Source organism: Alphaproteobacteria bacterium (assembly GCA_040905865.1).
Taxonomy (GTDB): Bacteria; Pseudomonadota; Alphaproteobacteria; order UBA8366.
In genome coordinates, this window is the sequence record JBBDQU010000005.1 from 94,258 (window position 1) to 120,611 (window position 26,354).

Below are 26,354 nucleotides of genomic sequence, written 5' to 3' on the forward strand. Positions count from 1 at the left end.
ATTGAATCGCGCGGGATAGCTTTCGAACCTGCCTGACCGGAGTCAGTTCGAGACCCGGACACGCCCGGAATAAGGACCGCTCTGGAACTTTTAAGGCAACGACGGAGGAAGACTTGGCCCGGTATGCATATGTGGATGGGCGCTATACGCCGCATAACGCGGCCGTCGTCCATGTCGAGGATCGCGGTTTCCAGTTCGCCGACGGCGTGTATGAGGTCGTCTCCATTATCGGCGGCCGAATGATTGACCTGGAAGGCCATGTTGATCGCCTGCAGCGGTCGCTGGATGCGCTGGATATGGCAGCGCCGTTGTCGCGCCCGGTTCTGACGATGATCATGCGGAAACTCATTGCCCGGAACAGGGTCGATGAAGGCATCATCTATCTGCAGGTGACGCGGGGCGTCGCGCCGCGCGATCACAAGTATCCGACGGGAATAAAGCCGACCCTGGTGATGACGACGAAACGCATCGATTTCCGGAATCAGAAGCGTATGTCGGACGGTGTGAAGGTCATCACCATTCCCGATATTCGCTGGGCGCGGTGCGACATTAAGGCGATTTCCCTGTTGGCGAACTGCATGGGCAAGACGCAGGCCTCCAATGTTGGTGCGTATGAAGCATGGCAGGTCGATGCCGATGGGCGAATTACCGAGGGCACCTCGTCGAATGTCTGGATTCTGACGCGGGACAACAAGCTGAAGACCAGGATGCTCGGCCCGGATATCTTGCGCGGGGTAACGCGGGATACGCTGATCGGCATTGCTGCGGAAGAGGGTATCGAGGTCGTGGAGGACGCCTTTACGGTGGAAGAGGCAAAAGAGTGCCGCGAGGCTTTCGTCACAAGCGCGACGTCATTCCTGACGCCCGTGGTCCAGATTGACGATACCGTACTCGGAAACGGCGTGCCGGGATCGCTTTCCTGCCGATTGCAGCGCTGGTATCTGGACTACTGTTCCGGATTGCGTGGATCGGCCTGACCGGTGCGTTTAGAACGCCCCCGGGCCATCCTGTTCGACTGGGACAACACCCTGGTCGAAACCTGGCCAACCATTCATGCCGCGCTTTTCGAGACGTTCACCGCCATGGGGGTGACGCCCTGGACACTGGCGGAAACGAAGACGCGCGTCCGGCTGTCGATGCGCGAAAGCTTCCCCGTTCTGTTCGGCAATCGCTGGACGGAGGCCCGCGACGTTTTTTACGACGCCTACGGCCGGCTGCATCTCAGCAGTCTGGTCGCCTGCGATGGTGCGACCGAGTTGTTGTCGGCGCTGCATGACTCCGGATTTTATCTGGGAGTGATCAGCAACAAGACAGGCCATTATCTCCGCGCCGAAGCCGCACATCTGGGTTGGGACAGGTATTTCGGCCGGATGGTCGGCGCCGGCGATGCGGCGCGGGACAAGCCGGCGCCTGATCCGGTCGCCATGGCGCTGGATGGCAGCGGAGTCCTGCCGGGAAACGCGGTCTGGATGATTGGCGATTCCGGTGTCGATATGGAAATCGCCCATGCAACGGGTCTGGTCGCGGTCCTGGTGGGGGCGGATACGGTGGGGATGACGGAATTCGAGAATTGTCCGCCGCATCGGCAAGTGGCCGATTGCCGGGCACTGCTGAAGCTGCTAAGGGATTCGTAGAACAATGTCGACATATCTGCGGAATGTCCGGTTGATGCAATTGTGCCGTTTATTCGGGTGAATTGACCTTTGAATACTGCGTTACAAATGCGGTAACGTGTCTCCGTGCATAAAAAAAATGCACATGGGCCGAGGAAGAATGAGGCTCAATAATCGCGGAACCGGCTCTTTCCCGATTCCGGCAACAACAAAAGAACGGGGCGCTAGATGGCATCGGAAAAATCACAGAACGTTCAGGACGTATTCTTGAATCATGTCCGGAAGAATAAATTGCCGGTAACCGTGTTTCTTGTGAATGGGGTCAAGTTGCAGGGGATCATTACCTGGTTTGATAATTTCAGTGTATTGCTACGCCGGGACGCACATTCCCAGCTTGTATACAAGCACGCCATTTCAACGGTAATGCCGGCGCAACCGGTACAACTGTTCGACGGGTTGGGCGAAGACGAAGCGGAATGAAGGCACGTCAGCGCTGGCCAGGAATTTGGCGGTAGGACAGCAAGCGCACACGGGGCGTGCGCTGGTTCTGAATCCGCTACTTCGTGGCGCGCCTGAAAACATTCGGGATGCGGACGCGCGGCTGGAAGAGGCTGTTTCGCTGGCGCAGGCAATCGACCTCGTGGTCGTGCATGGCGAGACCGTCAACGTTACGCGGCCCCGCCCGGCTACGCTACTGGGCATGGGCGTCGTTGAACGGATCGCCGCCGTGGGCGCGGCGGAAGACATCGATGTCGTCTTCGTCAATGCGTCGCTGACGCCGGTCCAGCAGCGCAATCTGGAGCGTGCGCTTGAAACCAAGGTCATCGACCGTACGGGCCTGATTCTGGAAATATTCGGCGCCCGCGCGCGTACTCATGAAGGGGTGCTGCAGGTCGAACTGGCGGCGCTGACCTATCAGCGATCGCGCCTGGTGCGAAGCTGGACCCATCTGGAGCGCCAGCGCGGCGGATTCGGTTTCATGGGCGGTCCGGGCGAAAGCCAGATCGAAATCGACCGGCGGCTGATCGACCAGCGGATCGGGAGGCTGAAACGCGAGCTGGAGAAGGTGCGCCGGACCCGCGGCCTGCACCGAGAGGCGCGCAAGCGCGTTCCCTATCCGGTGGTCGCCCTGATAGGCTACACAAATGCTGGAAAATCGACCCTGTTCAACCGGATGACCGGGGCGGAGGTCTTCGCCAGGGATCAGCTCTTTGCGACACTCGATCCGACGATGCGGCGAATTGAACTGCCTTCCGGCCGGGTCGTCATCCTGTCTGACACGGTCGGTTTCATATCCGATTTGCCGACGGCTCTGGTTGCGGCGTTTCGGGCAACCTTGGAAGAGGTATACGAAGCGGACATCCTGCTTCATATCCGCGACATTTCGCACCCGGACAGCGAGGCGCAGAAGACGGATGTCGAAGCGGTGTTGAGCGATATGGACGTCAGGAATCTGCCGGTCATGATAGAGGTTCTGAACAAGATCGACCTGCTGTCCCCGGATGGCCGTAACAGGATTATCGAACAATCGCGGCGCAATGAAACGGTCGTCGCGGTCTCGGCCGTGACCGGCGAAGGATGCGATCTGCTGACCGAAACGATAGAGCAGCGGCTGGCCATGGGCGCGAGTGTCCTTAACTTTTCGCTGCGCGGCTCCGACGGCGCGGCAATCGCCTGGCTGTACAGCCATGGCAACGTAATCGACCGACAGGATGACGAAGAGGGCAATGTCCGGATTTCCGTCCAGCTGGAAGCGGAAGACGAAGCCCGGTTCCGTCAGCGGTTTCCGGTCTGAACAGCGGCGCCTTCGCGCGGCTGGTGTCTGGCTGAGGTTGACAGGTGCGGCGTGTAAATCTATAGCGCGGTCATATGAATTTTGCGTTGCCGCGTGACCCCCATGCGGCGGCTTGTTGTGGATCAGGGAGAAGCGAACGATGAGTGTCAGGCCCTTGCAGGATCGCGTGCTGGTGCAGCCGCTTGAAGCCGAAACGAAATCCGCCGGCGGGATCATTATTCCGGACACGGCGCAGGAAAAACCGCAGGAAGGCAAAGTGATCGCCGTCGGCCCGGGCAGACGGAACGAGGACGGCAAGCTCATGCCGCCGGACGTCAAGAAGGGGGACCGGGTCCTGTACGGCAAGTGGTCCGGTACGGAAGTCCAGATCGACGGGAAACCGATGATGATCATGTCGGAGTCGGATATCATGGGTATCGTTGGCTGAGTAAAATACAAATGTGACATTCGGATGCGGGGGCTGCGATGGATTTGCGGCCCCCGTTTTTGTTCCGGATAGTCTTGCCATAGTGCGCGAGGGCAGATGATCCCCGATCCTCAACGAGTTGCCGACTTTATCCGGGAAGCCGCAATGATCGATATCATGCCGCGGTTTCAGGCACTTGCGGCGCATGAGGTGATCGAAAAGAAGCCCGGCGACATCGTCACGGTCGCCGACCGCGAGGCGGAGGAACGGCTGACGGGCATGTTGTCCGGCTTGACGCCGGGAACACTGGTCGTTGGCGAGGAAGCGACCCATGGAAATCCGGACCTGCTTGATCGCCTGGATGACGATGTACCCATGTGGATCATCGACCCGGTGGACGGTACGGCAAATTTTGCGGCGGGCCGACCGCTCTTCGCGGTCATGATTGCCTATATCCACAAGGGCAAGACCGTCGGTGCATGGATTTACGACCCGGTGCGCGACCTGATGGCCATCGCGATACATGGCGACGGGGCGGAATTGAACGACCGGCGACTGCATCTGCCGCCATCGCCTGAAGGCCGGAAAATCAGCGGTCGCGTCAATTTCGGTTCGTTCCCGCAGGAACGGCGACCCATCCTGCGACAGCATTTCACAGAGACCTTTACCCTCGAAAAGAGCATGCGGTGTGCGGGACAGGAATTCCTGGCCCTGCTGGACGGCCAGATGCAGTTCCGGCTCTACAATCAGCTATGGGCCTGGGACCATGCGCCCGGCGTGTTGCTGGTCCGGGAAGCGGGTGGTTGCGCCGGGGTGATCCGTGGCGCGCCTTACCGGCCGACGACGCGGGTTCAGGCGCTGCTCTGCGCCCGCGACGAGCCGACCTGGCGCCTATTGCTTCGGGAAATGCAGATTGATTGAACCGGCGGTTGCAGCCAGCTAGATTGCGGGCGGGTCGATCGGTTGTAGAAAATTTCGAACAGGAGCTTTCAAAATGGCAAAAGTCGCTTTTATCGGTCTTGGCGTCATGGGTTATCCGATGGCGGGACATCTGGCCGCGGGCGGGCATGACGTGACCGTTTATAACCGTTCGACTGCGAAAGCGGCGAAGTGGACGAAACAGCACAAGGGCAAGTCGGCCAAGACCCCGCGCGAGGCCGCCAAGGACGCCGAGTTCGTATTCTGCTGCGTGGGCAATGACAATGACCTGCGCAGCGTCGTGCTGGGCAAGGACGGCGCCTTCGCCGGCATGGCCAAGGGTACGGTGTTTGTCGATAACACGACCGCCTCCGCCGATGTCGCCCGCGAACTGGCGGGGGAAGCGAAGAAGCTCGGTATCGGGTTCATCGACGCGCCCGTTTCCGGCGGTCAGGCCGGCGCGGAAAACGGCAAGCTGACCGTGATGTGCGGCGGCGTGGCGAAGGATTTCAAGCGCGTCGAACCGGTCATCGACTGTTATGCGCAGGCCTGCGTCTTGCTTGGCAAGACCGGCAGCGGGCAGTTGACCAAGATGGTGAACCAGCTCTGCATCGCCGGCCTCGTTCAGGGCCTGGCGGAAGGCGTCAATTTCGGCATGAAGGCCGGGCTGGATATGGAAAAGGTGCTACAGGTGATCGGCAAGGGCGCGGCGCAATCCTGGCAGATGGACAATCGCGGTTCGACCATGATCAAGGGCGAGTTCGAATTCGGCTTCGCCGTCGACTGGATGCGCAAGGATCTGAAAATCTGCCTGGAGGAGGCCAATCGCAACGGCGCGCGCCTGCCGGTGGCGGCGCTGGTCGACCAGTTCTATTCGCTGGTGCAACAGCGCGGCGGCGGGCGCTGGGATACCTCGGCGCTGATCCAGCCGCTGATGAAGGATTGAATTGCGGGCGATTTCGCCGACCCGGCAGAAGGACGATATGATGATCGAAAGTGAAGAACAGCTTCGTGAACTTTATGGCTTTCCCAAGGGCCGGGCGGTCGAAAAGGAAATGCCCCGGCTGGACCGGCATTGCCGCCGGTTTATCGAACATTCGCCTTTCCTGCTGCTGTCCACCTCGGACGGCAGCCGGCTCGACGTGTCGCCCAAGGGCGATGCGCCGGGCTTCGTGAAGGTGCTGGACGATGAAACACTGCTGATTCCGGATCGGCCCGGGAACAAGCGCCTCGACGGCTTGCGCAATGTCCTGCGCAATCCGCGCGTCGGCATCATCTTCCTGGTTCCGAATGTGGGCGAGACGCTGCGGGTAAATGGCCCGGCGACGATTCACGACGAACCGGAACTGCTGGCGCTTTGCGCGCATCAGGGCCGTAATCCATTGACAGTCCTTAAAGTGAAGACAGAGGAAGTCTTTCTGCACTGCGCCAAGTCGCTGATGCGTTCCGCATTGTGGAAGCCGGAAACCTGGCCGGAACGCAGCGCCGCCCTGCCACCGATGAATGAAATGCTGCGCGACCAGACCGGCAGCCAGGATCCGGTCGAACCGGAAGTCGAGATGGTCAGGCGCTACGCGACGGAGCTGTATTAAAGCCCCCTTATTTTCGCGGCCTGCCAGCGTTCCTCCATCGTATCCAGGTCGGCGTCGGCGATATCGATGCCGTTTGCCGTGAAACCCTGTTCCACCGCATGGAATCGCCTTTCGAATTTCGCGTTGGCGTGGCGCAGCGCGTCCTCGGGATCGATATCCAGATGCCGGGCGACATTGACGACGCTGAACAGCACATCGCCGATTTCGTCCTTCAGCCGCGCGGTATCCGGGGCAGGGGCCGCGGCCTCCACCTTCAGTTCGGCGATTTCCTCGTCCAGCTTGGCAACCGCGCCGGCGATATCCGGCCATTCAAAACCGACCCGCGCCGCGCGCCTGCCCAGCTTCTCGCTGCGCATCAGCGCGGGAAGGGCGCCGGGGACGCCGTCCAGTACGCTGGGAACTCGCCCATCCTTCGCGGCCTTGGCGGCGCGTTCCTCGGCCTTCTGGGATTCCCAGCCCGCGCGCTGCGCCTTCTCGTCATTGAAACTGGCGTCGCCGAAGACATGCGGGTGGCGCCGCACCATCTTGTCGGCAATGGCCTTGGCCACGGCGTTGAAATCGAAGACGCGCTGTTCCTCCGCCATGCGGGCGTGGAACACGACCTGCAACAGCAGATCGCCAAGTTCCTCGCGCAGTGCCGCCATATCCCCCTGTTCGATGGCGTCGGCGACTTCATAGGCTTCCTCGATCGTATAGGGCGCGATGCTGGCGAAATCCTGCTGCACATCCCAGGGGCAGCCTGTCTCGGGATCGCGCAGCCGCGCCATGATGTCGAGAAGGCGGTTCAGTTGGGCGGTCATGGGCATATCCTGTGTTTCCGGGACGGAAGGCGTGAGAATAGCACGGTTCGGCGCCTTCGGACATGCGACCGGCGGTGTATGTCGTCCCTGGACTCTGGACGCGGCATTGGCCTGATATTACGGTCCGGTAAATTTGAACAGGGAGTATGAACATGGCGGATATCGGACAATTCGGGCTCGATGTGGGCATTTACGGGCCGCTGGCGCAGCCGGATACGGTGCTGACCCTGGCGCAATTCGCCGAACAGGCGGGATTTGGCTCGATCTGGCTGGCGGATCACATTGTGTTCCCGACGCGGTTTGCCTCGCGCTACCCGTTCAGCGTCAAAGGCGATTTTCCGGCGCCGACCGACGACCCGTTGCTCGAACCCATCGCCGCGATGGGGGTGCTCGCCGGGGCTACGAGACGCATCCGCATTGGCACGGCGGTCCTGATCATTCCCTATCGCAATCCGATCGTCACCGCGCGGCAGCTGATCACCATCGACCAGTTTTCCGGAGGGCGGGTTATCCTGGGGGCAGGGGTGGGTTGGCTGAAGGAGGAATTCGAGGCGCTGCACACGGCCGATTTCGCGCTGCGCGGCAAGGTGACGGATGAATATCTGGAAATCTTCAAGGCCATGGCGGCGGGTGGGGAGGTTGGATTCGAAGGGGAGACGTATCGTTTCGATCCGGTCCACTCGGTACCCGGATCCATCCAACGGCCGCATCCGCCCATCCTGATCGGCGGTGTCTCCAATCCGGCATTGCGGCGGGTCGTGCGGCATGGCGGCTGGCTGGCGACGGCGCTGGAACCCCGGCAGGTGCCGGACCGGCTGGCGGCGCTAAAGCGCTTCGCGGAAGAGGCGGGACGGCGCTATGACGATCTGGAACTGGTCTACAAGCTGTTTATCGCCCCGGGCGAACCAAAACAGAGCGTTTATGGCAACCGGCAACCCGGCAGCGGGTCCCAGGCGCAGATTGTGGACGATCTGAAAGCCATCCTGGATGCGGGCTTCGAAAGCGTCATCATCCGTTATCGCGGAGACAGCGCGGTGGAGCAGACGGCGCAGATGGCGCGGTTCGCCGACGATGTCCTGCCGAAACTGTAGGGCATGACGGCGGGGTCGTACACGGACGGGAGTGCTGCACGACATGGTGCTTGCCACGTCGGGTACGGCACGCAACACTCCCCGGCCATGGATACGAATTTTTATCAGCACTGGCAGGTCAGAAAGCCGGTCGTGCGGGGCGGCGGCGGTATCGTGACGAGCCATTTCCGCGCCGCGGCGGAGGCGGGCGCCGATGTCCTGAGGACCGGCGGCAACGCGGTGGATGCGGCTGTGGCGGCTTCCTTCGCCATATCGGTAATCGAACCCTGGATGAGCGGCCCGGGCGGCTGTGGCTACATGCTGGTCTACACGGCGGCGGACGACCGGGTGCGCTGCATCGATTACGGCGCGGTAGCACCAGCCGGCCTCGATCCGGCGGATTACCCGCCGGCGGCGGGCGAGGGCGGCGATATATTCACCTGGCCCGCGGTGGTGGAGGATCGCAATGTGCACGGCTACCATGCCATGGCCGTGCCGGGACAGGTCGAGGGCGTCGGGTTTGCCTGGGAACGATACGGAACCAAGGCATGGGTGGATCTTCTGGCGCCCGCCATCGAACTCGCCGAGCGGGGCCTGCCGGTCAACTGGATGACGACGCTGCGCATTGCCGCGGCCATGCCAGACCTGCTGCGCTATCCGGAAAGCCGGAATATCTATCTGCCCGGCGGCGTGCCGCCGGTGCCGATGCTGGGCAGGCCGGTGCCGCATATTCCCATGGGGCAGTTGAAAGATACCCTGCGGCGGCTGGCGGTCACGGGGCATCGCGACCTGTACGAAGGCGATATTGCCGCGCGGATCGTGGCGGACCTCCAGGCGGGCGGCAGTGCGATGACCCTTGGCGACCTTTCCGCCTATCACGCCCGGGAAGTGGAACCCCTGGAGCGCCCGTTCGGCGACGGACGGCTGTTTGCCGCGCCGGGCCTTACGGCGGGACCGACCATGTTCGAGGCGCTGGACGAATCGAAGGGCAGGATCGGCAAGGGCGCGCCCGGGCCGGCGGAATATGCCCTGTGGGCGACGGCGCTGGACCGGGCCTATACCGACCGGCTGGCGACGATGGGCGACCGGGATAACCGGCGCAGCCCGGGTTCCACGACGCATCTCTGCGTGATCGACAAAGACGGCAATATGGTCAGCCTGACCCAGACGCTGCTGTCGGTATTCGGCAGCAAGGTTGTGCTGCCGGCAACGGGTATCCTGATGAATAACGGGATACTGTGGTTCGATCCGCGCCCGGGACGGCCGAATTCGCTGGAGCCCGGCAAGCGGCCGCTGACCAATATGTGCCCGGTGATGGCGACGCGCGACGGCAGGCCCTGGTTCGCGATCGGCGCGTCGGGCGGGCGACGGATCATGCCGGCCGTCATGCAGGTCTCGTCGATGCTGGCGGAAGGCGGAATGGATTTCGAGGATGCCTTCCACCATCCCCGGATCGATGTCAGCGGCGATGGGCGGGCGACCCTTGATACGCGGCTCGGCAGCGACGTGGAATCCGCCGTTTCGGCCCATATGCCGGTCTTTCGCGAGGAGCAGACGCCGTATCCCAACGCCTTTGCCAAACCCAACGGGGTGATGCGTGACCCCGTCACCGGTGAATCGCTGGGCATGGCCGATGTGATGAACCCGGTATCCGGCGCCGTCGCCGAGTAGGCTGCTGCTTTGCGGTTCGGGAAAACGCACTGGAATCGGCCGTTGGCTTGTGTCATGTAACCTTCGCAAACAAACCGAACGCGGGGTTTTCGTCGTGCGCGCCAATCAATCGCTGATCCTGGCTCTGCCAAAGGGACGCATCCTCAAGGAAGTGATGCCGCTGGTGAACCGGGCGGGAATCACGCCGGAACCGGCGTTCGACGATCCGAACGCGCGCCAGTTGCAGTTTTCCACCAATGTGGAGGGATTGTCGATCATCCGCGTTCGCAGCTTCGACGTGGCGACGTTCGTCGCCTTCGGGGCCGCGCATTTCGGTGTTGCCGGAAATGATGTGCTGATGGAATTCGATTACGGCGAACTGTATGCGCCGGTGGATCTGGATATCGGCCACTGCCGCCTTTCCGTGGCGGAGCCGAAGGATATGGTGGAAAGCGACGACCCGACGCGATGGAGCCATATCCGTGTCGCCACCAAGTATCCGGCCATTACCCGCAAGCATTTCGCCGCACGCGGCGTGCAGGCGGAATGCATCAAGCTGAACGGCGCGATGGAACTGGCCCCCGGGCTGGGGCTGTGCCGGCGTATTGTCGATCTGGTCTCGACCGGCGCGACCCTGCGCGAAAACGGCCTGGTTGAAATCGAGAAGATCGCGGATGTCACCAGCCGTTTTGTCGTCAACCGGGCGGCGCTGAAGACCCGGCCGGCGGAAGTCCAGCCCTGGATCGACCGGTTCCGCGAGATCGCCGATGCCGCTTAGGCTGTCCGCAGGCGACCCGGGTTTCGAGGCGGCATTCGCGGAACTTCTGGCGGCCAAGCGGGAATCCAGCGTCGATGTGGGCGCCACCGTCGCGGCGATTCTGGACGATGTTCGCCGACGCGGCGATGCCGCCCTGCTGGAATATACCAGGCGGTTCGACCGTCTCGATCTCGAAGCATCGGCATTGCGGATCGGCGATGACGCGCTTGAGGCGGCGGCATCCGCCTGCGACCCGGATGTTCTGGCGGCGCTGGCGCAGGCCGCGGCGCGGATCGAGGATTTCCACCGCAGGCTCGTGCCGGAAGACCTGTCCTATACAGACAGCGCCGGCGTTCGGCTGGGCGCTCGCTGGACCGCCGTGGAGGCGGTTGGCCTTTATGTGCCGGGCGGGACCGCAGCCTATCCCAGTTCCGTGCTGATGACCGCGATTCCCGCCCGGGTTGCCGGGACCGAAAGGATCGCCATGGTTGCGCCGACACCGGATGGGAAGGTCAACCCGCTTGTTCTGGCGGCGGCGCGCCTTGCCGGGGTTACCGAGGTATATCGGATCGGCGGCGCACAGGCGATTGCCGCCCTGGCCTATGGCACGCAAAGCATTCCCGCGGTCAGCAAGATCGTCGGCCCCGGCAATGCCTATGTCGCCGCGGCGAAACGACAGGTCTTCGGCCATGTCGGCATCGACATGATCGCGGGTCCATCGGAAATCCTCGTGGTTGCCGATCGGGAAAACGACCCGGACTGGATTGCCTCAGACCTGTTGTCACAGGCGGAACATGACGAAGCGGCGCAGTCGATCCTGATCACCGATGACCGGGACTTTGCCGATGCGGTGACCGGGGCGGTTGAACGGCAGCTCACAACCATGGCGCGTGGCGTTATCGCGGCCGCCAGCTGGCGCGATAACGGCGCTGTCATCGCCGTGGGCGCACTGGCGGACGCCATTCCGCTGGTGAACCGCATCGCGCCGGAGCATCTTGAACTGGCGGTTGCGGATCCGGATGCACTGGCCGCACAGGTACGCAATGCGGGGGCGATCTTCCTGGGCCGTTATACGCCCGAAGCAATTGGCGATTATGTCGGTGGCCCCAACCATGTCCTGCCGACCGCACGGACCGCACGGTTTTCGTCCGGTTTGAGTGTGCTGGATTTCATGAAGCGGACGACCCTGATCGGCTGCGACGCGGCCAGTCTGGCCGCAATCGGACCCGCTGCCGTATCGCTGGCGAATGCAGAGGGGCTGGCGGCGCATGCACGTTCGGTTTCAATCCGGTTGAATTCCTCCCGCAACGGATAGGCGCGCCGTTGCGATGTCGGATCAGCGCATCGTTCATATTGAACTCGACCGGAAGACGCTGGTCAGCCGCAGCGCCGAAGTCGAGCATGAACGCGCGGCGGCAATCTACGACCTTCTCGAGGCGAACCATTTCGCGCCGGTTGGCGATTTTGACGGACCGTACCGGGTCCGCATGAGGGTCGAGGACGCCAACAGGCTGGTCATCGATATCAGCAATACCCTTGGTGTTGCGCTGGCCAGTATTTCGATGTCGCTGATGCCGTTCCGGCGTATCATCCGCGATTATTTCAAGATCTGCGAAAGTTACTTCGATGCGATCAAACGATTGTCGCCGTCGCAGATCGAGACTATCGACATGGCCCGGCGCGGCCTGCACAACGAAGGTTCCGAGTTCCTGATGGAGCGGCTGGAAGGCAAGGCCGTCATGGACAGGGATACCGCGCGGCGTCTGTTCACGCTGCTTTGCGTGCTGCATTTCCGCGGCTGACCCGATGATTGAGATGCCGGATTCCGTTCTCTTCGCCTGTACCTGGAACGCGGTGCGTTCTCCGATGGCGGAAGCCATGATGAAGTACCTGCACGGGCACAGGGTATATGTCGATTCCGTCGGCGTGCGGGCCGGGGAACTGGACCAGTTCGCTGTCGGGGTTCTGGACGAGATCGGTATCGATCTGTCGCGCCATAAGCCGAAGACATTCGATGAACTGGAAGACACGTCCTATGATCTGATCATTACGCTCTCGCCCGAAGCCCAGCATCATGCGCTCGAAATGACCAGAACGATGGCCGTTGAGGTCGAGTTCTGGCATACACTGGATCCCAGCACGATTGACGGCAGCCGGGAACGGCGCCTGACGGTTTATCGGCAAATTCGCGATCAGTTGATGAACCGGCTTAAAGACCGCTTTCCCATTGCCCCGTCAATAGGCATATGATGGTCGCTACCGGACGGACTGGTTATAATAATACCGTGCATAGGCTTGATGAGAAGAAGGTATGGCAAAAGAAGAGCTTCTGGAATTCGAAGGCACCGTGAATGAAGTGCTGCCCAATGCAATGTTCAAGGTAACACTGGAAAACGGTCATGAATTGCTTGCGCATACGGCTGGTAAAATGCGTCGTTTCCGTATCCGGGTCCTCGCGGGCGACAAGGTGACTGTGGAAATGACGCCTTACGACCTGTCCAAGGGGCGGATCATATATCGCCACAAGTAACCATGCCGCAGTGTAACCGCGCGCCGCGTCTGGTCCTGGCGTCGGCGTCGCCGCGCCGGCTTGAACTGCTGACGCAAATCGGCCTGCCGCCAAATGCTGTCATTCCCGCAGACATCGACGAAACGCCCTTGCCCCGGGAACTGCCACGCCAATATGCTGCGCGAATCGCGGCGGCGAAATGCGACGTCGTTGCAACGCAATACCCGGATTCGATCGTGCTCGCGGCGGATACCGTGGTGGCGCGTGGCCGGCGGATACTGCCGAAGGCGGATAATCTCCAGACTGCCCGGGACTGCCTGAACCTGCTGTCGGGAGAACGCCACCGGGTTTACGGTGGTATCGCGTTATGCGGGCCCGACGGTCGCCGATCGGCGCGGATCGTCCTGACCGCCGTCGTCTTCAAGCGGCTGTCGCAGGATGAAATCGAATCCTATCTTTCCAGCGGGGAATGGAACGGCAAGGCGGGGGGCTATGCAATCCAGGGGCGGGCCGCCGCATTCGTGCGCCAGATCAACGGCTCCTATTCGAACGTCGTCGGCCTGCCGCTTTTCGAGACGGCGCAACTGCTGCAGGGTATGGGATTACGGGCATGACGACGGATGCAATCGATCTTCTCGTCGAGGTTTCGCCGGGAGAAACCCGGATTGCGCTGGTCGACGGCAAGGGCAAGCTGGTGGAACTGCGAATCGAAAGGATCGATCGGCCCTCAATGGTCGATGGTATCTATCGCGGGCGGGTGCGGCGCGTGGAACCCGGTCTCGATGGCGCCTTCGTCGATTTTGGCGCCGGGATCGAGGGCTTCCTGCGCCGGCACAAGGGGCTGCATGAGGGGCAGGCGATCACCGTTCAGGTCAGCCGGGATGGCAGCGGCTCAAAGGGACCGGCGCTGGCCGACCGCATCGCGCTTCCGGGACGCTACCTCGTCTGGACGCCGTCGCGGCCCGGTATCGTGTATTCCGCGCGGCTCGGCAACGGCCGGGAACGGGCGCGGCTGGAGGCCGTTATGCCGGCAATCCTGCAGCAGGGAGAGGGGGTGGCTGTCCGGGCGGCGGCGGCCTGTGTCGACGATGCGGTTATCGCCATGGAAGCAGAACGCCTGCGAGCCGCCTGGCGGGCGCTCGGGGAATCCGCACCGGACGCTGCCGTGCCCGGTGTGCTGCTTGCCCCGCCGTCTTTGCTGGCCAGGACTTTGCGCGACATGGAAACCGGCGACACCGTGATCGACGACCGGCTGGTATTGCGGGAGGCCCTGACACTTGTCGATGAGAGGATGCCGGACCGGCAGGGGCGCTTGCATCTGCATTCGGGCACGGTCCCCATTTTCGATGCGCACGGCATCGCCGACGCGATAGACGGTGTCTGCGACCGGGTTGTGTCCCTTCCGGGCGGCGCAAGGTTAATTTTCGATACCGCCGAGGCGCTGACGGCGATTGACGTCGACAGCGGCGCCGGCGGCCGCGGTTCTTCCGATAGCGCGAGCCTCAAGACCAATCTGGCCGTCCTGCCGGAAGTGGCCCGGCAGATTCGGTTGCGAAATATTTCCGGGTTGATCGTGGTGGATTTTATCTCCGTGAAGCGCAAGGATGCCCGTGCACAGTTCCTGCAGGCGGTCCGGCAGGCTTTCCGGCACGACCCGTTGCAGGTCGATGTTCTTGACCTGACGGTTGCGGGACTGGTGGAACTGACGCGCCGCCGGATGTCGCCGCCGCTGGACGATTTATTGCGCCGCCGCGCCACCGCCACGGCCTCGCCCGAGGCGACGGCCTGCGCCATTTTGCGGGCCGCACAGCGCCTGAAGGGATCGGGTGTTCCCTGTGCGACGGCGTCGCCCGAGGTGGCGGAATTGCTGGAAGACGGTCCGTTCGCCCCGGCGCTGGCGGCCGTAAACAGGCGGCTGGGCCAGCCATTGCGCTTTGACCGGTCGGAAGGCGCGGATGACTGGGAAATTGCCATGCGGCCGGGAAAGGAGACATCATGAGCGGCAAAAAATGCGTTATCTGCGGCGATGCGGTCGATCTGGCATTCAGGCAGTTTTGCTCAAAACGATGCGCGGATGTGGACCTGCAGCGATGGCTTACGGGCGGTTACCGCATCATGACGGACGAAGAACCCGATCCGGGCGAACCGATCCCCGTCGATCCTGAAGACAGCCGCCTATAGGTGCTGGACAGCCGCGCCGTAATTCATTATGTAATCCATCCGCTTCACGTTGAAAGCGGGGATGCCCAGGTAGCTCAGCTGGTAGAGCAGTGGACTGAAAATCCGCGTGTCGGTCGTTCGAGTCGGCCCCTGGGCACCATTTTTCAAGTGTTTGGTTGGATCGCCAGAGGCGATTCCGGCCGAATACGATCTGATCTATGGGACAGGCAGGGGTAGCTCAAGGCAATTTGCCCTGACAGTGCCGCTCGCGTAACGTGGTCAGGTAGGCCTCCTCGATGGCCACGCCCTCACTCGGCGTTCGCTCGCGAGCGGCATAGCGCCGATCGGAGGGAAGACGCAAATCGCCGTCGCCCACGATGCGCGCGAACAGCCGTTCGGCCGTTTCGGTCGCGCTCGCCGGGCCGCTGCCGGCGAATGCCTCCGGATCGAAAGCCATGATGACGTTGCCGCCGTCAGGCGGGCCGCCGTCGCCATTGTCTTCCTCGGCGACCTGGACGCTCAGCTTGCCGCCGCCGAAAGCCGCCGCCATCAGTTCGACCATCAGCGCGATGTTGGCGCCCTTGTAGTCGCCGAATGGAAGCTGCGCGCCAGCCAGCCCTGCCGCCGCATCGGTTGTCGGTTCGCCGTCCGGATCGATTGCCCAGCCTTCCGGGATCGGCTTGCCCTCGCGCCGGTGGATCTCGATCTCGCCGCGCGCGATGGCAGCCGAGGCCATGTCCCAGACCAGCGGGTTCCGGCCCGGCCGTGGCCAGGCGAAGGCCATCGGGTTGGTGCCGTATATCCGCTCGCGCCCGCCCGGATGCACCACCGAGGATCTGGAGTTCACCAACATCAACCCGATCAGTCCGTCCTTCGCCAGCGGCTCCAGATCGTGCCAAAGGGCGTGGAAATGGTTGGCCGTCTGCAGGGTGGCGATGGCGACGCCGGTCGCCCGCGCCTTTTCCGCCAATGTGGGGCGGGCCCGTTTCACGGCCAACGCCGAAAAGCCGCGATCCGCATCGACCTTCAGCAGGCTCGGGCCGAGATCGTGCAGCTTTGGGTCGGCCTGGCCGTTTACCCGGCCGCTGCGCATCGAGCTGCAGTAGCCCGGAATGCGGTGCAGCCCGTGGCTGTGGCAGGCATCGCGCTCGGCAGCGACAACGATCTCCACCACCGCGTCGCGGTTCGCCTCGTTCATACCGGCGGCGGCCAGCGCCCTGTCCGCGATGTCGCGTACTTCTTCCAGCGTGATCATCACGACGCTCAACGATCATCCCTCCCGGTTCACGCCAGCAGGCGCCTCAGGCGGTGAGGCCGGCCTCCAGCAACGGTCTGTTCTCCCTGACCCGCCGATAGGAGAAGCGGGTGAGATCGATGGTCTGGTAGCCGCCGTCGATGACCAGTTCCTTGATTGCGCGCCCGATGGCGGGCGCCTTCTGCAACCCTGCCCCTGAAAACCCGGTGGCGGTGATGAAGTTCTCCATCTCCCCCTCCCAGGGGCCGATGATGACGTTGCCGTCCAGCCGGTTCTGCGCGTAATGGCCGGGCCAGGATCGGCCGAGCCTGATCGCCGCGAACTTCGGAACGCGGTGAGCCAACGATTCCCAGATTACCCGCTCGAAGAAATCCGGCACCATCTCCCAGTTCCAGCCGCCGGGTTCGTTCTTGTCGGTGAAGCCGGAGATGAAGCCCTTGCCCTCGGGCCGCACGCTCACGCCGGAATCGTCCCGGGTGGTGGGCAGCACTTCGAGCTCCTCGCGGCATTCGAAGAAAAAGGTCATGCGCCGCATCGGCTCGACCGGAATCTTCATGCCCACCATGGCGCAGATCTCCGAGGCCCAGGCGCCGGTCAGGTTCACGACGAAATCGGCGGCCAGCGTTTCGCCCGATTCCAGGGTGACGCCGCGCGCGAGGCCGCCGCTGTGCCCGACGCCGACGACCCGGTCCTTGCGGTATTCCACGCCCAGGCTGGTCGCCTTCTTGCGGAAGCCGGTCAGCGCCGCATAGGGGTCAAGCGAACCGTCGTCGATCGCGTTCGCCGCGTTGATAACGTCGTCGGTGTTGAGCGACGGGAAGCGCGCCTTCACGGCACCCGCATCCAGCAGGTCGACCCGTGCGCCCTCGCGGGTCTGGATCTTCCAGGCGGATTCCAGGATCTCAGCCGATTCCGGCTTGGTTGCGATGTTCAGGTAGCCATGTCGGCGGAATCCCAGATGCGGCACCTCCCCGTCAACGGCCATGAGGGTATCGAAATCGCCGTAGACTTGCTGACTGTAGAGGGCGAGTTGGATGTTCTCCGGCAGGGAATGCAACGACCGCACACCGCCCGAGGATCGGGGCGTGGCTGCAAACTCATATGTCGGGTCGGGCTCGATGACCGTGACGTCGGCGGCGGCGCCCGCCATCGCCAGGTGATAGGCCGCGCTGGAGCCCATGACTCCGCCGCCAACGATAATGATCCTTGCCATAGCGCTCATACTATCGCGACAAAAGCGTTGCGCCTAACCCAATCTGCGGGCTCCACGCCTCATTCCGTCGCAGCAGCCTCCCGCAAGGACTCAAGTCACCCAGGGACTCTGCTTTTGACTGTATGAAACCTGGCGTTTTGCCACGCCGACCTATCCTCCGCGCCGGGCAGGATGAGGCGTCACTGTCTCCGAAGGGCGCTTCAAGAAGCACAAATTAATGGAATATCAGGAACCCGGCAGCGCGATATCGGTTAACTGAAAAAGGCGGTAATGCAAAATTCGCCCTGACCGGCGGTGCGGAATGGAAGCCGGAATTTCAGAGGGCGGGAAATACGGAGGAAGGCATGAATGGAAAATTTATTCGATCGATGCATGCCGGCGCGGTGATAGGGGCCATGATCGCATCTGTCGGCTCTATCGCGGCGGCCGCGGAAGAGGCGAGCGCCAGCTTGAAAGACAGGGACGGCAAGCCCGTCGGCGAGGTCAGGTTTGTGGAAACGCCAAATGGAACGCTGCTGCACGCGACCCTCAGGGGACTACCCGAAGGAACCCATGCCTTCCACGTCCATGAGGTAGGCAAGTGTGAACCGCCTTTCGAATCGGCAGGAGGGCATGCGAATCCAGAGGATACGGCCCATGGCCTTAAATCCGGAAGCGGCCCGCATGCCGGCGACATGCCGAATATTCACGTTCCGTCATCGGGTGAACTTGAGGTAGAGGTTTACAACGAGCGCCTCCAATTCGACAATGCGTTGTTCGATTCGGACGGTGCTGCCGTTGTGATCCATGCTGGCGCCGATGACTACGAAACCGACCCCGCCGGTGCGGCAGGAAATCGGATAGCCTGTGGCGTAATCGAGCGTTAATGCCCCATGCAGCCGGCGAACGGAATTCCTGATCGTCCCGCGACCTTTGTTTGGATAAAATACATGCCATAGGGAAAAGCGCAATCAGACCGTCGGGAAGGATGAAGGTAGTCGGGCATGGATCCTGAAGCGGGGCGACAGACTCGATTGCTGAAACGGACCGACAATCTCGCCCGATTGCGTATCTGGCAGTCGCTGTTTGCGCTGGGCGCGATCGCAATCGCGGGGTATCTGCTTCACCGCGCGGTGGAACGCTACGGTATCGACGCCATTGTCGCATCCGTGCAGGGCTTCACCGCGGGGCAACTCGTTCCGGTCGGGCTCTTCGCGGTGGCCAGCTATCTCTGCCTCACGGGCTTCGATGCCCTGGCGTTGCGCTATGTGCGGCAGGACGTTCCCTACCCATATGTTGCGATGACGTCTTTCACCAGTCTGTCGCTGGGTCATAATATCGGCTTCGCCGCCTTGAGCAGCGGTACGATCCGATTTCGCCTCTACTCGCGCTACGGCCTGACGGCAGCGGATATCGCGCGGCTCATCGTTTTCTGCGGCGTTACCGTCGGCCTCGGCCTGATCACGCTGGCTGGTATCGTGCTGGCGGGCCGCGCGCAACTGGCGTCGGGGGCGCTTGGGGTGCCGACGGGGGTCGCGGTCCTGCTTGGCGCCGCCTGCATCTGCATCGCTGCTGGCTATGTCGCCGCGTGCCGTTTTATCCGGCGGCCGGTTTCCGTTCGCGGGTTTTCCCTGTCGCTGCCTTCGCCGGGTCTCGCGCTCGGCCAGATCCTCGTTGGAACGCTGAATTTCGCGCTGGTCGCCGGTTGCGTCCACCAGGCGATTGGTGTCGCGCACGACGTTCCCTATCTGGCGGTTGTGGCGGTGTATGTGCTTGCCAATCTCGTCGCCGTGATCAGCCATGTGCCTGGCGGCCTGGGCGTCATCGAAAGCGTCGTGCTGACGCTGATACCCGGGGAGACGGTGCTTGGCGGTCTCATCGTCTTTCGGATCGCGTACTACTTCATTCCCCTGATTCTCGGGACAATAATTTTTGCCCTTTCGGAACTGGTGCGCTCGCGGCGCCGGAACGCGGTTAGAGCTGGCTCTCGTTCGGCAGGGTCGACAATAGGATCGTGATGAAGCCGCGCCACGAGGCAATGCCAGGCTCGGTCCTTTTCAGGCGCTTGCCGTCCTTCACTTCGCCGACCCAGACGAGGTCGCCGTCCACCGCTTTCAACCGGTAGGCATTGTCCGGCTTCATGCCGTCCGTGATGAATTTTCGCACCTGTCCGGCGAGCCGCTCGTTGCGCACGGCCAGCGCTATTTCCGTGTTAAGGCGGATCGAACGGGGGTCGAGGTTGAATGAGCCGATCAGGACAAGCTCGCCATCGATGACGGCGGCTTTGGTATGGAGGTTGGCGGCGGAGGTGGGCTTCAGCCAGTTCCAGTCTCGCTTCACGAACTCGGCATGCGGCCGCATCTCGAAAATTTCAACGCCGCAGGCCACGAGGTCCTCGCGGTATTTCCGATACCCGGCATAGGCAGTCAGCACATCGTTCGACAGGAACGAGTTGGTCAGGACTCGTACCTTGATACCCTCGTCGACCAACCCGCAAAGCCATTCCAGCCCCTTTTCGCCGGGGATAAGATAGGCCATCTCAAGCAGCAGTTCGTGCTGCAGGCTCACGTCGAGCATCGCTTCCATTTTCGTCAGGACATGGGATCGTTTCGTTTTCGCCTTGTTCGGCCTGTCGGCCAGCAGACGCGCGCTCTCGGTCCAGATCAGGCGCTCGAAGCGGGCGTCGACAAGATCGCGCGCGGCGTCGATATCCTGCACCAGGTCATAGGGAGTGTCGCCGAACGCCACCGCTTCCCGCAGGGTCGCCTGCAGGGCGGAGACCGCGCCGTCGCCGTTCCCGTCCTCGTCGATATAGGCGATGGGAATGCTCCACTCGCTGTTCCAGAACCTGTCGAACGTCCGCGACGCCTCGCGCACGATCGGACCGGCGACATACAGGTCGAGGTCGCGGTAGTTCGACTGATCGTCCACGGAGAAGTAGCGGTCGCCCACGTTGCGGCCGCCGATGACGGCGACGCTGTTGTCGGCGATGAAGGCCTTGTTGTGCATCCGGTGCGTGATGCGCTGGAAGTCGAACAGGATGTCCAGCAGGCCGGCATCGCGGTTCTCGAACGGGTTAAAGATGCATATTTCGATGTTCGGATGAGCGCTGAGTTTCCGGAGTTCGTCATCCTCCCAGGCGATGTCCATGTCGTCCAGCAACAGGCGGACGCGGACGCCGCGGTCGGCGGCGGCGATCACTTCCGCCATGAGGAGCCTGCCGGTGCGGTTGGCGCGCCAGATGTAGTATTGCAGATCAAGCGTCTTCCTGGACAGGCGGACCAGGGCGACGATTGCCTGGAAGGCATCCCTTCCGGAGGTGAGCAACTCGAATCCCGACGCTCCCTGGTTCATCCCGGAGGCCCTCGCCACGGATTTGCCGAGCGGGGTCGATTCCGGCTGCTCAAGCGCGAAACTCTTAACGCGGGGGCCCGTTTCGGGGACCTCGGCGCCAGAACAGCCCGGCAGGCTCGCCATAGCGAACATGCCCAGCGCCAAACAGACACCTGTGGCCAGACGGTGGGACGTCCTTACCCTGTGGCAACGCTTTTTCATGGAGTCCTGTCGGTTGTTGCTCAGTAAAAGCGCTTGGCCAACACATGAACGGTAAAAAGGACTCATTTGTTCCGAAGGGGCCGAAATCAATCGTGGCGATGTGCACAGCCCTTATGGCGGGTAAACGGGTGCAGCTGGTGCTTTCGCTGACAAAAGTGCAGGATCGTGGCAGGGTGCGGCGGGTGTTCGACGCGTATTATGTAGGGGGATAGAGGGCCGATGACGAATCTCGTCAGTTACAATATTCAATACGGAACCGGTAGGGACCGGCGTGTCGATATCGATCGCATCGTCGGCGAAATCGGCGATGCCGACATCGTCGCGATGCAGGAAGTCGACCGCTTCTGGACCCGGTCAGGAATGTGCGATCAGGCTCAGGCAATCGCCGAACGGATGCCGGAACATCACTGGGTTTATGGGCCCGGTATCGATCTGGACGCGAGCATTCGCGACGCCGATGGCCGATTGCACAACCGCCGCCGTCAGTTTGGCAACATGCTGCTCTCGCGCTATCCGATACTGTCGTCCCGCAACCATCTGCTGCCGAAACACGGTCTGGTCACGCAGGTCAGCATGCAGCGGGCGGCATTGGACGCGGTGATTGCATGTCCGGGCGGTCCGGTCCGGATTGCGTCGGTACATCTCGCGCATTCCTCGCCGGCAGAGCGGCTGGCCCAGGTGCAGCGGCTGCGCGAGCTGCAGCGGGAAGCGGCTTATGACGGCGGCGTCCTCTCCGGGACGGGACCCAACTGGCGCGAGGCAGGATTGCCGACGCCCATGCCGCGCGATTCCATCCTGCTGGGCGATTTCAACATGACCCCGGACGACCCCGCCTATACGGCGATGGCGGGACCTGACGATCCGAATTACGGCCGTGTCACGACGTTTGACGGCTATCTGGACGCCTGGTTGCACGCCGGCGGCGCGCCCGATGGCGGACACACCAGGTTCGAGGAAACCCGGATCCGCCGCATCGACTATGCCTTTGTCAGCCCCGGCCTTGCGGACCGCGTCCGCGGCGTTCGCGTGGATGAGGTGGCGGACGGCTCAGACCATCAGCCGCTCTGGCTGGATATCGACCTTTGAACTGATGCAAATACGCGCGACGCGGCGCGGTATCGAATTCGACGCTGCGGACGATTTATCGCTTCCAGATATTCCGGACGTCGCACGTCGCCGGGCCCGCATAGTCCAGTGGACCCAGATCGGGCGAGGCCGTTTTTCGCTTCCTGGCGCAAAAGTCGACGCCCGGTTCTTTCAGGGGTATCCCGCGTCCGATGACCGCATCCTTCTCGATCAGGTCAAAATTCGCGTTGATGGGGTCGGCGAATAATGCGGAAATACCTGTGCTCCCGAAAATACCGCCGCCAGGCGTCAGGTTGTTCTCCGCCGTCGATTGGCCGCCGTCGCGCTCCCTGATGCGTCCATCGATAATGTTGTTGGCAAGATAGGCGGAGGAGGTAGGAAACCGGACATCCACGCCCACTGTGTTATAAATGCCGTTGTGGACGATTGTCGTGTCCTTGCTGCGGTTCAGGTAAATTCCGACATCCTTTGGACAATTCATGATGACATTGTTCCGAATGACGCCGCCGGTATGTTCGGTTTCGCAACTGAAGTCCCGGCAGTAATTTTTTCCGGTCCCGCCGCCGCCGAAGGACAGGCCAAGCCGGATCCCGTCCCAGCTCTCCAGGTTCATGTGGCAGATAACCGCGTTATTCTCAAAGACGCCGTTTTTCCCGTTTGCCTTCATGAAGGCGGCATAGCTGATCTGATCGCCGCGCCCCTTCTCAAAATCGGCGATCAGGTTTGCGCGAACCACCCAATCGTTGCCGCCGTTGATATTCAGCTTGGTGACCGGGTTTCCGGTTTCCCGGACGCCGCGATCGGCGACCGTGTTGCCTTCGACCAGTCCGAAATCGGGAAAATCGCTGTGGCGCTTCCCGTTCAGGCCATAGACAGGGCCGTTATTGACCTTTAACTGTGCATTGAAATCGTAGAGGCGGTTGTTGCGGATTACCACCGAATCCGCCTTGCCCACAACATGAAGCCCGTGTTCGCACCAGGTGTGCTGCGTACAGATGCCTTCGATCTGCAGGTTTTCGAATATCCAGTAAGGCGCCTCGACAATGAATCCTTCCGACATGTCGAAGCGCAGTGTAACGGTACCCAGCGTTTCGGCGCGGACGGCAATCGGCGCATCGGGTCTGCCCGGCGTTTTCGCGGGAATGCCGCGGCCTTTGAATGTGTATATACCAGGTTTCAGGGTTATGGCGTCTCCCGGTTGCGCATTACTGACCGCATTCAAAATTGATTCGGTCGTGTCGACGGAGACGATACGCTCCGGAAATCCGCCGGCGACAGTCGTGGGCTTTATGCCCAGGGCAATGTCCGCTTCGGAGACGGGTTTGCCTGACGCGCCGTATGCCGGTCGCCAGGCCGGGCGGTGAACCGACGCGCCGGGACCACGCCATTCTTCCAGGCCGGGCAGTTTTATGAGCGCAAAACTTTTCGGTGCCTCCTCTTTCACCAGGGATTCCGCCATGGAACCAAGCGAATGGTTCACGGATTTCAGCTTTCCGGCGGCTATCGCGAATATCTGGCGCGGCGACTTACCGATACGGTCATAAGCGATGAGTGCGCCCATGCCGACAACGATGTGGCCTGCAATGAACAGAAAAACCAGATACGCCCTGAACAACTGTTTCAGAATTTTCATGTCATCGCGCCATTCCTGTTCCGGTCAATTTACACAAACTGTTGTGACAAAAACAGGTCGACCGCTAAAACCGGTACCGGTCGGAGTTCAGTTCTTGTTGCGGCGCAGGTCCTCCGGATCGTCCCACATCAGAAATTCCGGCAACCGGTCAAGGCTGGTGCAACCCATCTGCCGCATATTTGTCTCGATCTCGTTGCGAAGGATTCCGATCACATGGCTGGCGCCTGCCTGGCCCGCGGCGGCGGCGCCGTACAGCGTGGGACGGCCCATGAAGATGAACTGAACGCCCAGCGCAAAGGCGGTCACGATATCCGCGCCGCGCCGGATGCCGCCATCCATCATCAGTGTCATGCGGTCGCCGACCTCGGCCTGTATCGCCGGCAGGACGTCCAGCGGGGCAGGGGCCCGGTCCAGCTGCCGTGCGCCGTGGTTGGAGATCATGATACCGTCGACGCCAAGCTCCGCCGCGCGCAACGCGTCCTGGGGATGCATGATGCCCTTGAGGACAAATTTTCGGGGCCAGAGCTTGCGAAAACGCTCGATATCGCTCCAGGTGAGCGTGGCTGCGGTCTGCTGGGTTACGAAAGTGGCGATATCGTCGGCTGTGGCGCCCTTGGGCGCGTATTTCGCCCAGTTGGATATCAGCGGCGTCCCGTTCTTCAGATACCGGATCAGCCAGCCAGGATGACATAATGCGTCAAGGCGCGTCGCCATGGTCAGCTTCAGGGGCCGGGTAAAACCGTTTCGGATGTTGCGTTCGCGCCGGGGACGTACCGGAACGTCAACCGTAATGACCAGCGTCGACAGGCCGGCCGCGTCCGCGCGCCGGATCATGTCCTCCGAGATCGATTTGTCCTTGGCGGTATACATCTGGTACCAGCCATGATCCGGCGCGACTTCCGCCAGTTCCTCGATGGACGCCGTGCTGGCGCCGGACATGATGAAGGGGATATTCGCGTCCCGCGCGGCCGCGGCAAGCATCAGATCCGCGCCCGGGCGGAACAGGGCGGCGGCGCCGGTTGGCGAGATGCCGAAGGGGCTGTCATATTCCCGCCCGAACAGGGTGGTCTTCTGATCGATGTCGCTGACATCGACCATGTATCGCGGGACCAGATTATGCTGCCGGTAGGCGCTTTCATTCCGGTCCAGGCCATGTTCGTCCTCGACCCCGCCTTCGATGAAATCGAACGCGATCTTGGGCAGCCGCTTCTTGGCCAGTTGATGCATGTCTTCGACGTTTATGATCCGGTCAAGTCCCATTTTTTCTGCCTATTCCCCAAATTGCGCACTGCAGTATGCCGTCCGGTCACTGATCTCATCCGGAACAGGGTCGTGATACGGTAACAGTCGGGTGCGATTGTCATGCCTGAAGTTGGACGGCAAGAGCCTATCCGCTGGAAAAATTGATGGCAAGCGGGCCAATTCAGGCCGCAAGCCGCGCCTCGTGACGGTTCACTGTGTCGTTGACAGCGAAGTCGGCAGGATGCGCTTCACGACGATCCCGGAACGGTCCATCAAGGTCGGGACCTGCGGAGAGATTTCAGTCTTCCAGTAGTCGCTTTCGTAAACGGCGGCATACAGCCGGACCCGCTCTTCTTCGCTTTCGAAGCGGCGCATCCAGATATAGACGGTCTCGTCTTCCTCGTGGCGGAAGCTGCCGGTGATCACCATGCCCTTGGATACCTGAAAGGGAATTATTTTCCCCTCCATGAGCTTTAGCCAGTCATCCATCTTCCCGGGCAGGATCTTGTATTGCCGTAATTCGTAGAAAGCCATGCTGTTGTTCCCCCTTTGGCAATCGTTCTCGGTGTAGGCGGAGTATAACGGGCTCTCAGCGATAGAAATGCAATGTTTTCCTCCGGATCGGTTCGAAATTGAATTTCGTGCCGAGACCGGGGCCTGCGGATAATCCATCAGTCCCGACGGTGATCGTCTCGACCTTACCGCCACGCTTTGCAGGCTCGACGTCGGTCGAACGGGACGAAACAAAAGGTTTTCGCCAGGTTGATCGGCGTCTGGACCAGCGGCATGATGGTAGAAGGGATCCCTATGGGAAATGCCAGGGGAAAGGACATGCCGTGCCGAACCGGATTCGCATCGAAGATCATATCGCCTTGCGCCCGATGGGCGGTATTGAGAACGCCGGTGTGGTAGCTGCCGGCACCCGGGCTGGCGCTGCATGGAAAAAGCGCTGGTATGCGGTCATCGGATTTTGGGGCAGCCGTCCCGGAAAAACATCCTGAGCGCCATATCATCTATCTTCATTGAGAAAATTTTTCCGATCCAACTGTAACGGAATAAGGAGTGGTGAAAAATAAGGAACGGGATGGAGTTGTCAGAAAAAAGATGCGGATTTTTGAATT

General features: G+C 61.7%; 29 protein-coding genes and 1 tRNA gene. 23 read left to right on the plus strand and 7 right to left on the minus strand.

Annotation, left to right across the window (positions count from 1 at the left end; genetic code table 11):
• The first annotated feature begins 113 nt into the window (after window positions 1-113).
• The 8 genes from WD767_01385 (at window position 114) to WD767_01420 (ending at window position 6,324) form a co-directional block, all read left to right on the plus strand.
• Complete coding sequence (locus WD767_01385) at window positions 114-977, plus strand: D-amino-acid transaminase (protein ID MEX2614724.1); 864 nt, start codon at window positions 114-116, stop codon at window positions 975-977.
• Between the two features lie 3 nt (window positions 978-980).
• Window positions 981-1,634 carry an HAD family hydrolase gene (locus WD767_01390; protein MEX2614725.1) on the plus strand — a complete coding sequence of 218 codons (654 nt, stop codon included), beginning with the start codon at window positions 981-983 and terminating at the stop codon, window positions 1,632-1,634.
• Between the two features lie 207 nt (window positions 1,635-1,841).
• Window positions 1,842-2,093 carry an RNA chaperone Hfq gene (gene hfq, locus WD767_01395; GenBank protein ID MEX2614726.1) on the plus strand — a complete coding sequence of 84 codons (252 nt, stop codon included), beginning with the start codon at window positions 1,842-1,844 and terminating at the stop codon, window positions 2,091-2,093.
• A gap of 25 nt (window positions 2,094-2,118) precedes the next feature.
• Window positions 2,119-3,408 carry a GTPase HflX gene (gene hflX / locus WD767_01400; protein ID MEX2614727.1) on the plus strand — a complete coding sequence of 430 codons (1,290 nt, stop codon included), beginning with the start codon at window positions 2,119-2,121 and terminating at the stop codon, window positions 3,406-3,408.
• 139 nt (window positions 3,409-3,547) lie between these two features.
• Window positions 3,548-3,835 (plus strand): co-chaperone GroES, encoded by a 288-nt coding sequence (locus tag WD767_01405; protein ID MEX2614728.1) that lies wholly within the window; start codon window positions 3,548-3,550, stop codon window positions 3,833-3,835.
• Between the two features lie 144 nt (window positions 3,836-3,979).
• Complete coding sequence (locus WD767_01410) at window positions 3,980-4,735, plus strand: inositol monophosphatase (GenBank protein MEX2614729.1); 756 nt, start codon at window positions 3,980-3,982, stop codon at window positions 4,733-4,735.
• 37 nt (window positions 4,736-4,772) lie between these two features.
• Window positions 4,773-5,678 (plus strand): NAD(P)-dependent oxidoreductase, encoded by a 906-nt coding sequence (locus WD767_01415; protein MEX2614730.1) that lies wholly within the window; start codon window positions 4,773-4,775, stop codon window positions 5,676-5,678.
• A gap of 37 nt (window positions 5,679-5,715) precedes the next feature.
• Window positions 5,716-6,324 carry a pyridoxamine 5'-phosphate oxidase family protein gene (locus WD767_01420; GenBank protein ID MEX2614731.1) on the plus strand — a complete coding sequence of 203 codons (609 nt, stop codon included), beginning with the start codon at window positions 5,716-5,718 and terminating at the stop codon, window positions 6,322-6,324.
• Here WD767_01420 and mazG read toward each other — a convergent pair.
• A complete protein-coding gene (gene mazG / locus WD767_01425) occupies window positions 6,321-7,124 on the minus strand; it encodes a nucleoside triphosphate pyrophosphohydrolase (protein MEX2614732.1) in 804 nt (267 codons plus the stop codon). The two genes, WD767_01420 and mazG, sit on opposite strands and share 4 nt — an antisense overlap.
• Window positions 7,125-7,276: 152 nt before the next feature.
• Here mazG and WD767_01430 point away from each other — a divergent pair, with 152 nt between their 5' ends.
• The 11 genes from WD767_01430 (at window position 7,277) to WD767_01480 (ending at window position 15,430) form a co-directional block, all read left to right on the plus strand.
• On the plus strand, window positions 7,277-8,215 hold the full coding sequence (locus WD767_01430; GenBank protein ID MEX2614733.1) for a TIGR03619 family F420-dependent LLM class oxidoreductase: 939 nt from the start codon (window positions 7,277-7,279) through the stop codon (window positions 8,213-8,215).
• 87 nt (window positions 8,216-8,302) lie between these two features.
• Window positions 8,303-9,865 carry a gamma-glutamyltransferase gene (locus WD767_01435; GenBank protein MEX2614734.1) on the plus strand — a complete coding sequence of 521 codons (1,563 nt, stop codon included), beginning with the start codon at window positions 8,303-8,305 and terminating at the stop codon, window positions 9,863-9,865.
• A gap of 94 nt (window positions 9,866-9,959) precedes the next feature.
• Window positions 9,960-10,622 carry an ATP phosphoribosyltransferase gene (gene hisG / locus WD767_01440; GenBank protein ID MEX2614735.1) on the plus strand — a complete coding sequence of 221 codons (663 nt, stop codon included), beginning with the start codon at window positions 9,960-9,962 and terminating at the stop codon, window positions 10,620-10,622.
• Entirely contained in the window at window positions 10,612-11,916 is a 1,305-nt protein-coding gene (gene hisD, locus WD767_01445; GenBank protein MEX2614736.1) for a histidinol dehydrogenase, read from the plus strand. The genes hisG and hisD overlap by 11 nt, the downstream gene beginning before the upstream one ends.
• Before the next feature lie 13 nt (window positions 11,917-11,929).
• On the plus strand, window positions 11,930-12,403 hold the full coding sequence (locus WD767_01450) for a UPF0262 family protein (protein MEX2614737.1): 474 nt from the start codon (window positions 11,930-11,932) through the stop codon (window positions 12,401-12,403).
• A gap of 4 nt (window positions 12,404-12,407) precedes the next feature.
• Window positions 12,408-12,851: an arsenate reductase ArsC gene (locus tag WD767_01455; GenBank protein MEX2614738.1), complete on the plus strand. Its 444-nt coding sequence runs from the start codon at window positions 12,408-12,410 to the stop codon at window positions 12,849-12,851.
• Window positions 12,852-12,912: 61 nt separating this feature from the next.
• Window positions 12,913-13,131 (plus strand): translation initiation factor IF-1, encoded by a 219-nt coding sequence (gene infA / locus WD767_01460; GenBank protein ID MEX2614739.1) that lies wholly within the window; start codon window positions 12,913-12,915, stop codon window positions 13,129-13,131.
• A 2-nt stretch (window positions 13,132-13,133) separates the two neighbouring features.
• On the plus strand, window positions 13,134-13,724 hold the full coding sequence (locus WD767_01465; GenBank protein MEX2614740.1) for a Maf family nucleotide pyrophosphatase: 591 nt from the start codon (window positions 13,134-13,136) through the stop codon (window positions 13,722-13,724).
• A complete protein-coding gene (locus tag WD767_01470) occupies window positions 13,721-15,109 on the plus strand; it encodes a ribonuclease E/G (GenBank protein MEX2614741.1) in 1,389 nt (462 codons plus the stop codon). Before WD767_01465 ends, WD767_01470 begins: the two co-directional genes overlap by 4 nt.
• On the plus strand, window positions 15,106-15,291 hold the full coding sequence (yacG, locus tag WD767_01475) for a DNA gyrase inhibitor YacG (GenBank protein MEX2614742.1): 186 nt from the start codon (window positions 15,106-15,108) through the stop codon (window positions 15,289-15,291). Before WD767_01470 ends, yacG begins: the two co-directional genes overlap by 4 nt.
• Before the next feature lie 63 nt (window positions 15,292-15,354).
• Window positions 15,355-15,430 (plus strand) — tRNA-Phe (locus WD767_01480).
• 78 nt (window positions 15,431-15,508) lie between these two features.
• On the opposite strand, the gene WD767_01485 is transcribed toward WD767_01480, so the two are convergent.
• Both WD767_01485 and WD767_01490 read right to left on the minus strand, forming a co-directional pair.
• Complete coding sequence (locus WD767_01485; GenBank protein ID MEX2614743.1) at window positions 15,509-16,528, minus strand: Ldh family oxidoreductase; 1,020 nt, start codon at window positions 16,526-16,528, stop codon at window positions 15,509-15,511.
• A gap of 43 nt (window positions 16,529-16,571) precedes the next feature.
• Complete coding sequence (locus WD767_01490; GenBank protein ID MEX2614744.1) at window positions 16,572-17,738, minus strand: FAD-binding oxidoreductase; 1,167 nt, start codon at window positions 17,736-17,738, stop codon at window positions 16,572-16,574.
• A 344-nt stretch (window positions 17,739-18,082) separates the two neighbouring features.
• On the opposite strand from WD767_01490, the gene WD767_01495 reads away from it, so the two are divergent.
• Window positions 18,083-18,604: a superoxide dismutase family protein gene (locus tag WD767_01495; protein MEX2614745.1), complete on the plus strand. Its 522-nt coding sequence runs from the start codon at window positions 18,083-18,085 to the stop codon at window positions 18,602-18,604.
• A gap of 117 nt (window positions 18,605-18,721) precedes the next feature.
• Window positions 18,722-19,735, plus strand: a complete 1,014-nt coding sequence (locus WD767_01500) for a UPF0104 family protein (protein ID MEX2614746.1) — start codon at window positions 18,722-18,724, stop codon at window positions 19,733-19,735.
• Here the strand turns inward: WD767_01500 and WD767_01505 are convergent.
• The gene (locus tag WD767_01505) at window positions 19,692-21,194 is read right to left on the minus strand and encodes a phospholipase D family protein (GenBank protein ID MEX2614747.1); all 1,503 of its coding nucleotides are present in this window, start codon (window positions 21,192-21,194) and stop codon (window positions 19,692-19,694) included. The genes WD767_01500 and WD767_01505 overlap by 44 nt on opposite strands.
• Before the next feature lie 297 nt (window positions 21,195-21,491).
• Between WD767_01505 and WD767_01510 the strand changes: the two genes are divergently transcribed.
• On the plus strand, window positions 21,492-22,358 hold the full coding sequence (locus WD767_01510; protein MEX2614748.1) for an endonuclease/exonuclease/phosphatase family protein: 867 nt from the start codon (window positions 21,492-21,494) through the stop codon (window positions 22,356-22,358).
• A gap of 55 nt (window positions 22,359-22,413) precedes the next feature.
• Here WD767_01510 and WD767_01515 read toward each other — a convergent pair whose 3' ends face one another.
• The 3 genes from WD767_01515 to WD767_01525 all read right to left on the minus strand — a co-directional run bounded on the left by WD767_01515 (window position 22,414) and on the right by WD767_01525 (window position 25,767).
• Complete coding sequence (locus tag WD767_01515) at window positions 22,414-23,991, minus strand: hypothetical protein (protein MEX2614749.1); 1,578 nt, start codon at window positions 23,989-23,991, stop codon at window positions 22,414-22,416.
• A gap of 87 nt (window positions 23,992-24,078) precedes the next feature.
• A complete protein-coding gene (locus tag WD767_01520) occupies window positions 24,079-25,251 on the minus strand; it encodes an alpha-hydroxy acid oxidase (protein ID MEX2614750.1) in 1,173 nt (390 codons plus the stop codon).
• A gap of 192 nt (window positions 25,252-25,443) precedes the next feature.
• Window positions 25,444-25,767, minus strand: a complete 324-nt coding sequence (locus WD767_01525; GenBank protein MEX2614751.1) for an NIPSNAP family protein — start codon at window positions 25,765-25,767, stop codon at window positions 25,444-25,446.
• 98 nt (window positions 25,768-25,865) lie between these two features.
• Between WD767_01525 and WD767_01530 the strand changes: the two genes are divergently transcribed.
• Window positions 25,866-26,234 (plus strand): hypothetical protein, encoded by a 369-nt coding sequence (locus WD767_01530; GenBank protein ID MEX2614752.1) that lies wholly within the window; start codon window positions 25,866-25,868, stop codon window positions 26,232-26,234.
• The last annotated feature ends 120 nt before the right edge of the window (window positions 26,235-26,354 follow it).

Coding starts and splice junctions, on each gene's coding strand:
- hfq (MEX2614726.1), top strand. CDS start 1,842: ATGGCATCGGAAAAATCACAGAACGTTCAGGACGTATTCTTGAATCAT.
- WD767_01405 (MEX2614728.1), top strand. CDS start 3,548: ATGAGTGTCAGGCCCTTGCAGGATCGCGTGCTGGTGCAGCCGCTTGAA.
- WD767_01410 (MEX2614729.1), top strand. CDS start 3,980: ATGATCGATATCATGCCGCGGTTTCAGGCACTTGCGGCGCATGAGGTG.
- WD767_01420 (MEX2614731.1), top strand. CDS start 5,716: ATGATGATCGAAAGTGAAGAACAGCTTCGTGAACTTTATGGCTTTCCC.
- mazG (MEX2614732.1), bottom strand. CDS start 7,124: ATGACCGCCCAACTGAACCGCCTTCTCGACATCATGGCGCGGCTGCGC.
- WD767_01430 (MEX2614733.1), top strand. CDS start 7,277: ATGGCGGATATCGGACAATTCGGGCTCGATGTGGGCATTTACGGGCCG.
- WD767_01435 (MEX2614734.1), top strand. CDS start 8,303: ATGGATACGAATTTTTATCAGCACTGGCAGGTCAGAAAGCCGGTCGTG.
- hisD (MEX2614736.1), top strand. CDS start 10,612: ATGCCGCTTAGGCTGTCCGCAGGCGACCCGGGTTTCGAGGCGGCATTC.
- WD767_01450 (MEX2614737.1), top strand. CDS start 11,930: ATGTCGGATCAGCGCATCGTTCATATTGAACTCGACCGGAAGACGCTG.
- WD767_01455 (MEX2614738.1), top strand. CDS start 12,408: ATGATTGAGATGCCGGATTCCGTTCTCTTCGCCTGTACCTGGAACGCG.
- infA (MEX2614739.1), top strand. CDS start 12,913: ATGGCAAAAGAAGAGCTTCTGGAATTCGAAGGCACCGTGAATGAAGTG.
- WD767_01465 (MEX2614740.1), top strand. CDS start 13,134: ATGCCGCAGTGTAACCGCGCGCCGCGTCTGGTCCTGGCGTCGGCGTCG.
- WD767_01470 (MEX2614741.1), top strand. CDS start 13,721: ATGACGACGGATGCAATCGATCTTCTCGTCGAGGTTTCGCCGGGAGAA.
- yacG (MEX2614742.1), top strand. CDS start 15,106: ATGAGCGGCAAAAAATGCGTTATCTGCGGCGATGCGGTCGATCTGGCA.
- WD767_01490 (MEX2614744.1), bottom strand. CDS start 17,738: ATGGCAAGGATCATTATCGTTGGCGGCGGAGTCATGGGCTCCAGCGCG.
- WD767_01495 (MEX2614745.1), top strand. CDS start 18,083: ATGAATGGAAAATTTATTCGATCGATGCATGCCGGCGCGGTGATAGGG.
- WD767_01500 (MEX2614746.1), top strand. CDS start 18,722: ATGGATCCTGAAGCGGGGCGACAGACTCGATTGCTGAAACGGACCGAC.
- WD767_01505 (MEX2614747.1), bottom strand. CDS start 21,194: ATGGCGAGCCTGCCGGGCTGTTCTGGCGCCGAGGTCCCCGAAACGGGC.
- WD767_01510 (MEX2614748.1), top strand. CDS start 21,492: ATGACGAATCTCGTCAGTTACAATATTCAATACGGAACCGGTAGGGAC.
- WD767_01515 (MEX2614749.1), bottom strand. CDS start 23,991: ATGAAAATTCTGAAACAGTTGTTCAGGGCGTATCTGGTTTTTCTGTTC.
- WD767_01520 (MEX2614750.1), bottom strand. CDS start 25,251: ATGGGACTTGACCGGATCATAAACGTCGAAGACATGCATCAACTGGCC.
- WD767_01525 (MEX2614751.1), bottom strand. CDS start 25,767: ATGGCTTTCTACGAATTACGGCAATACAAGATCCTGCCCGGGAAGATG.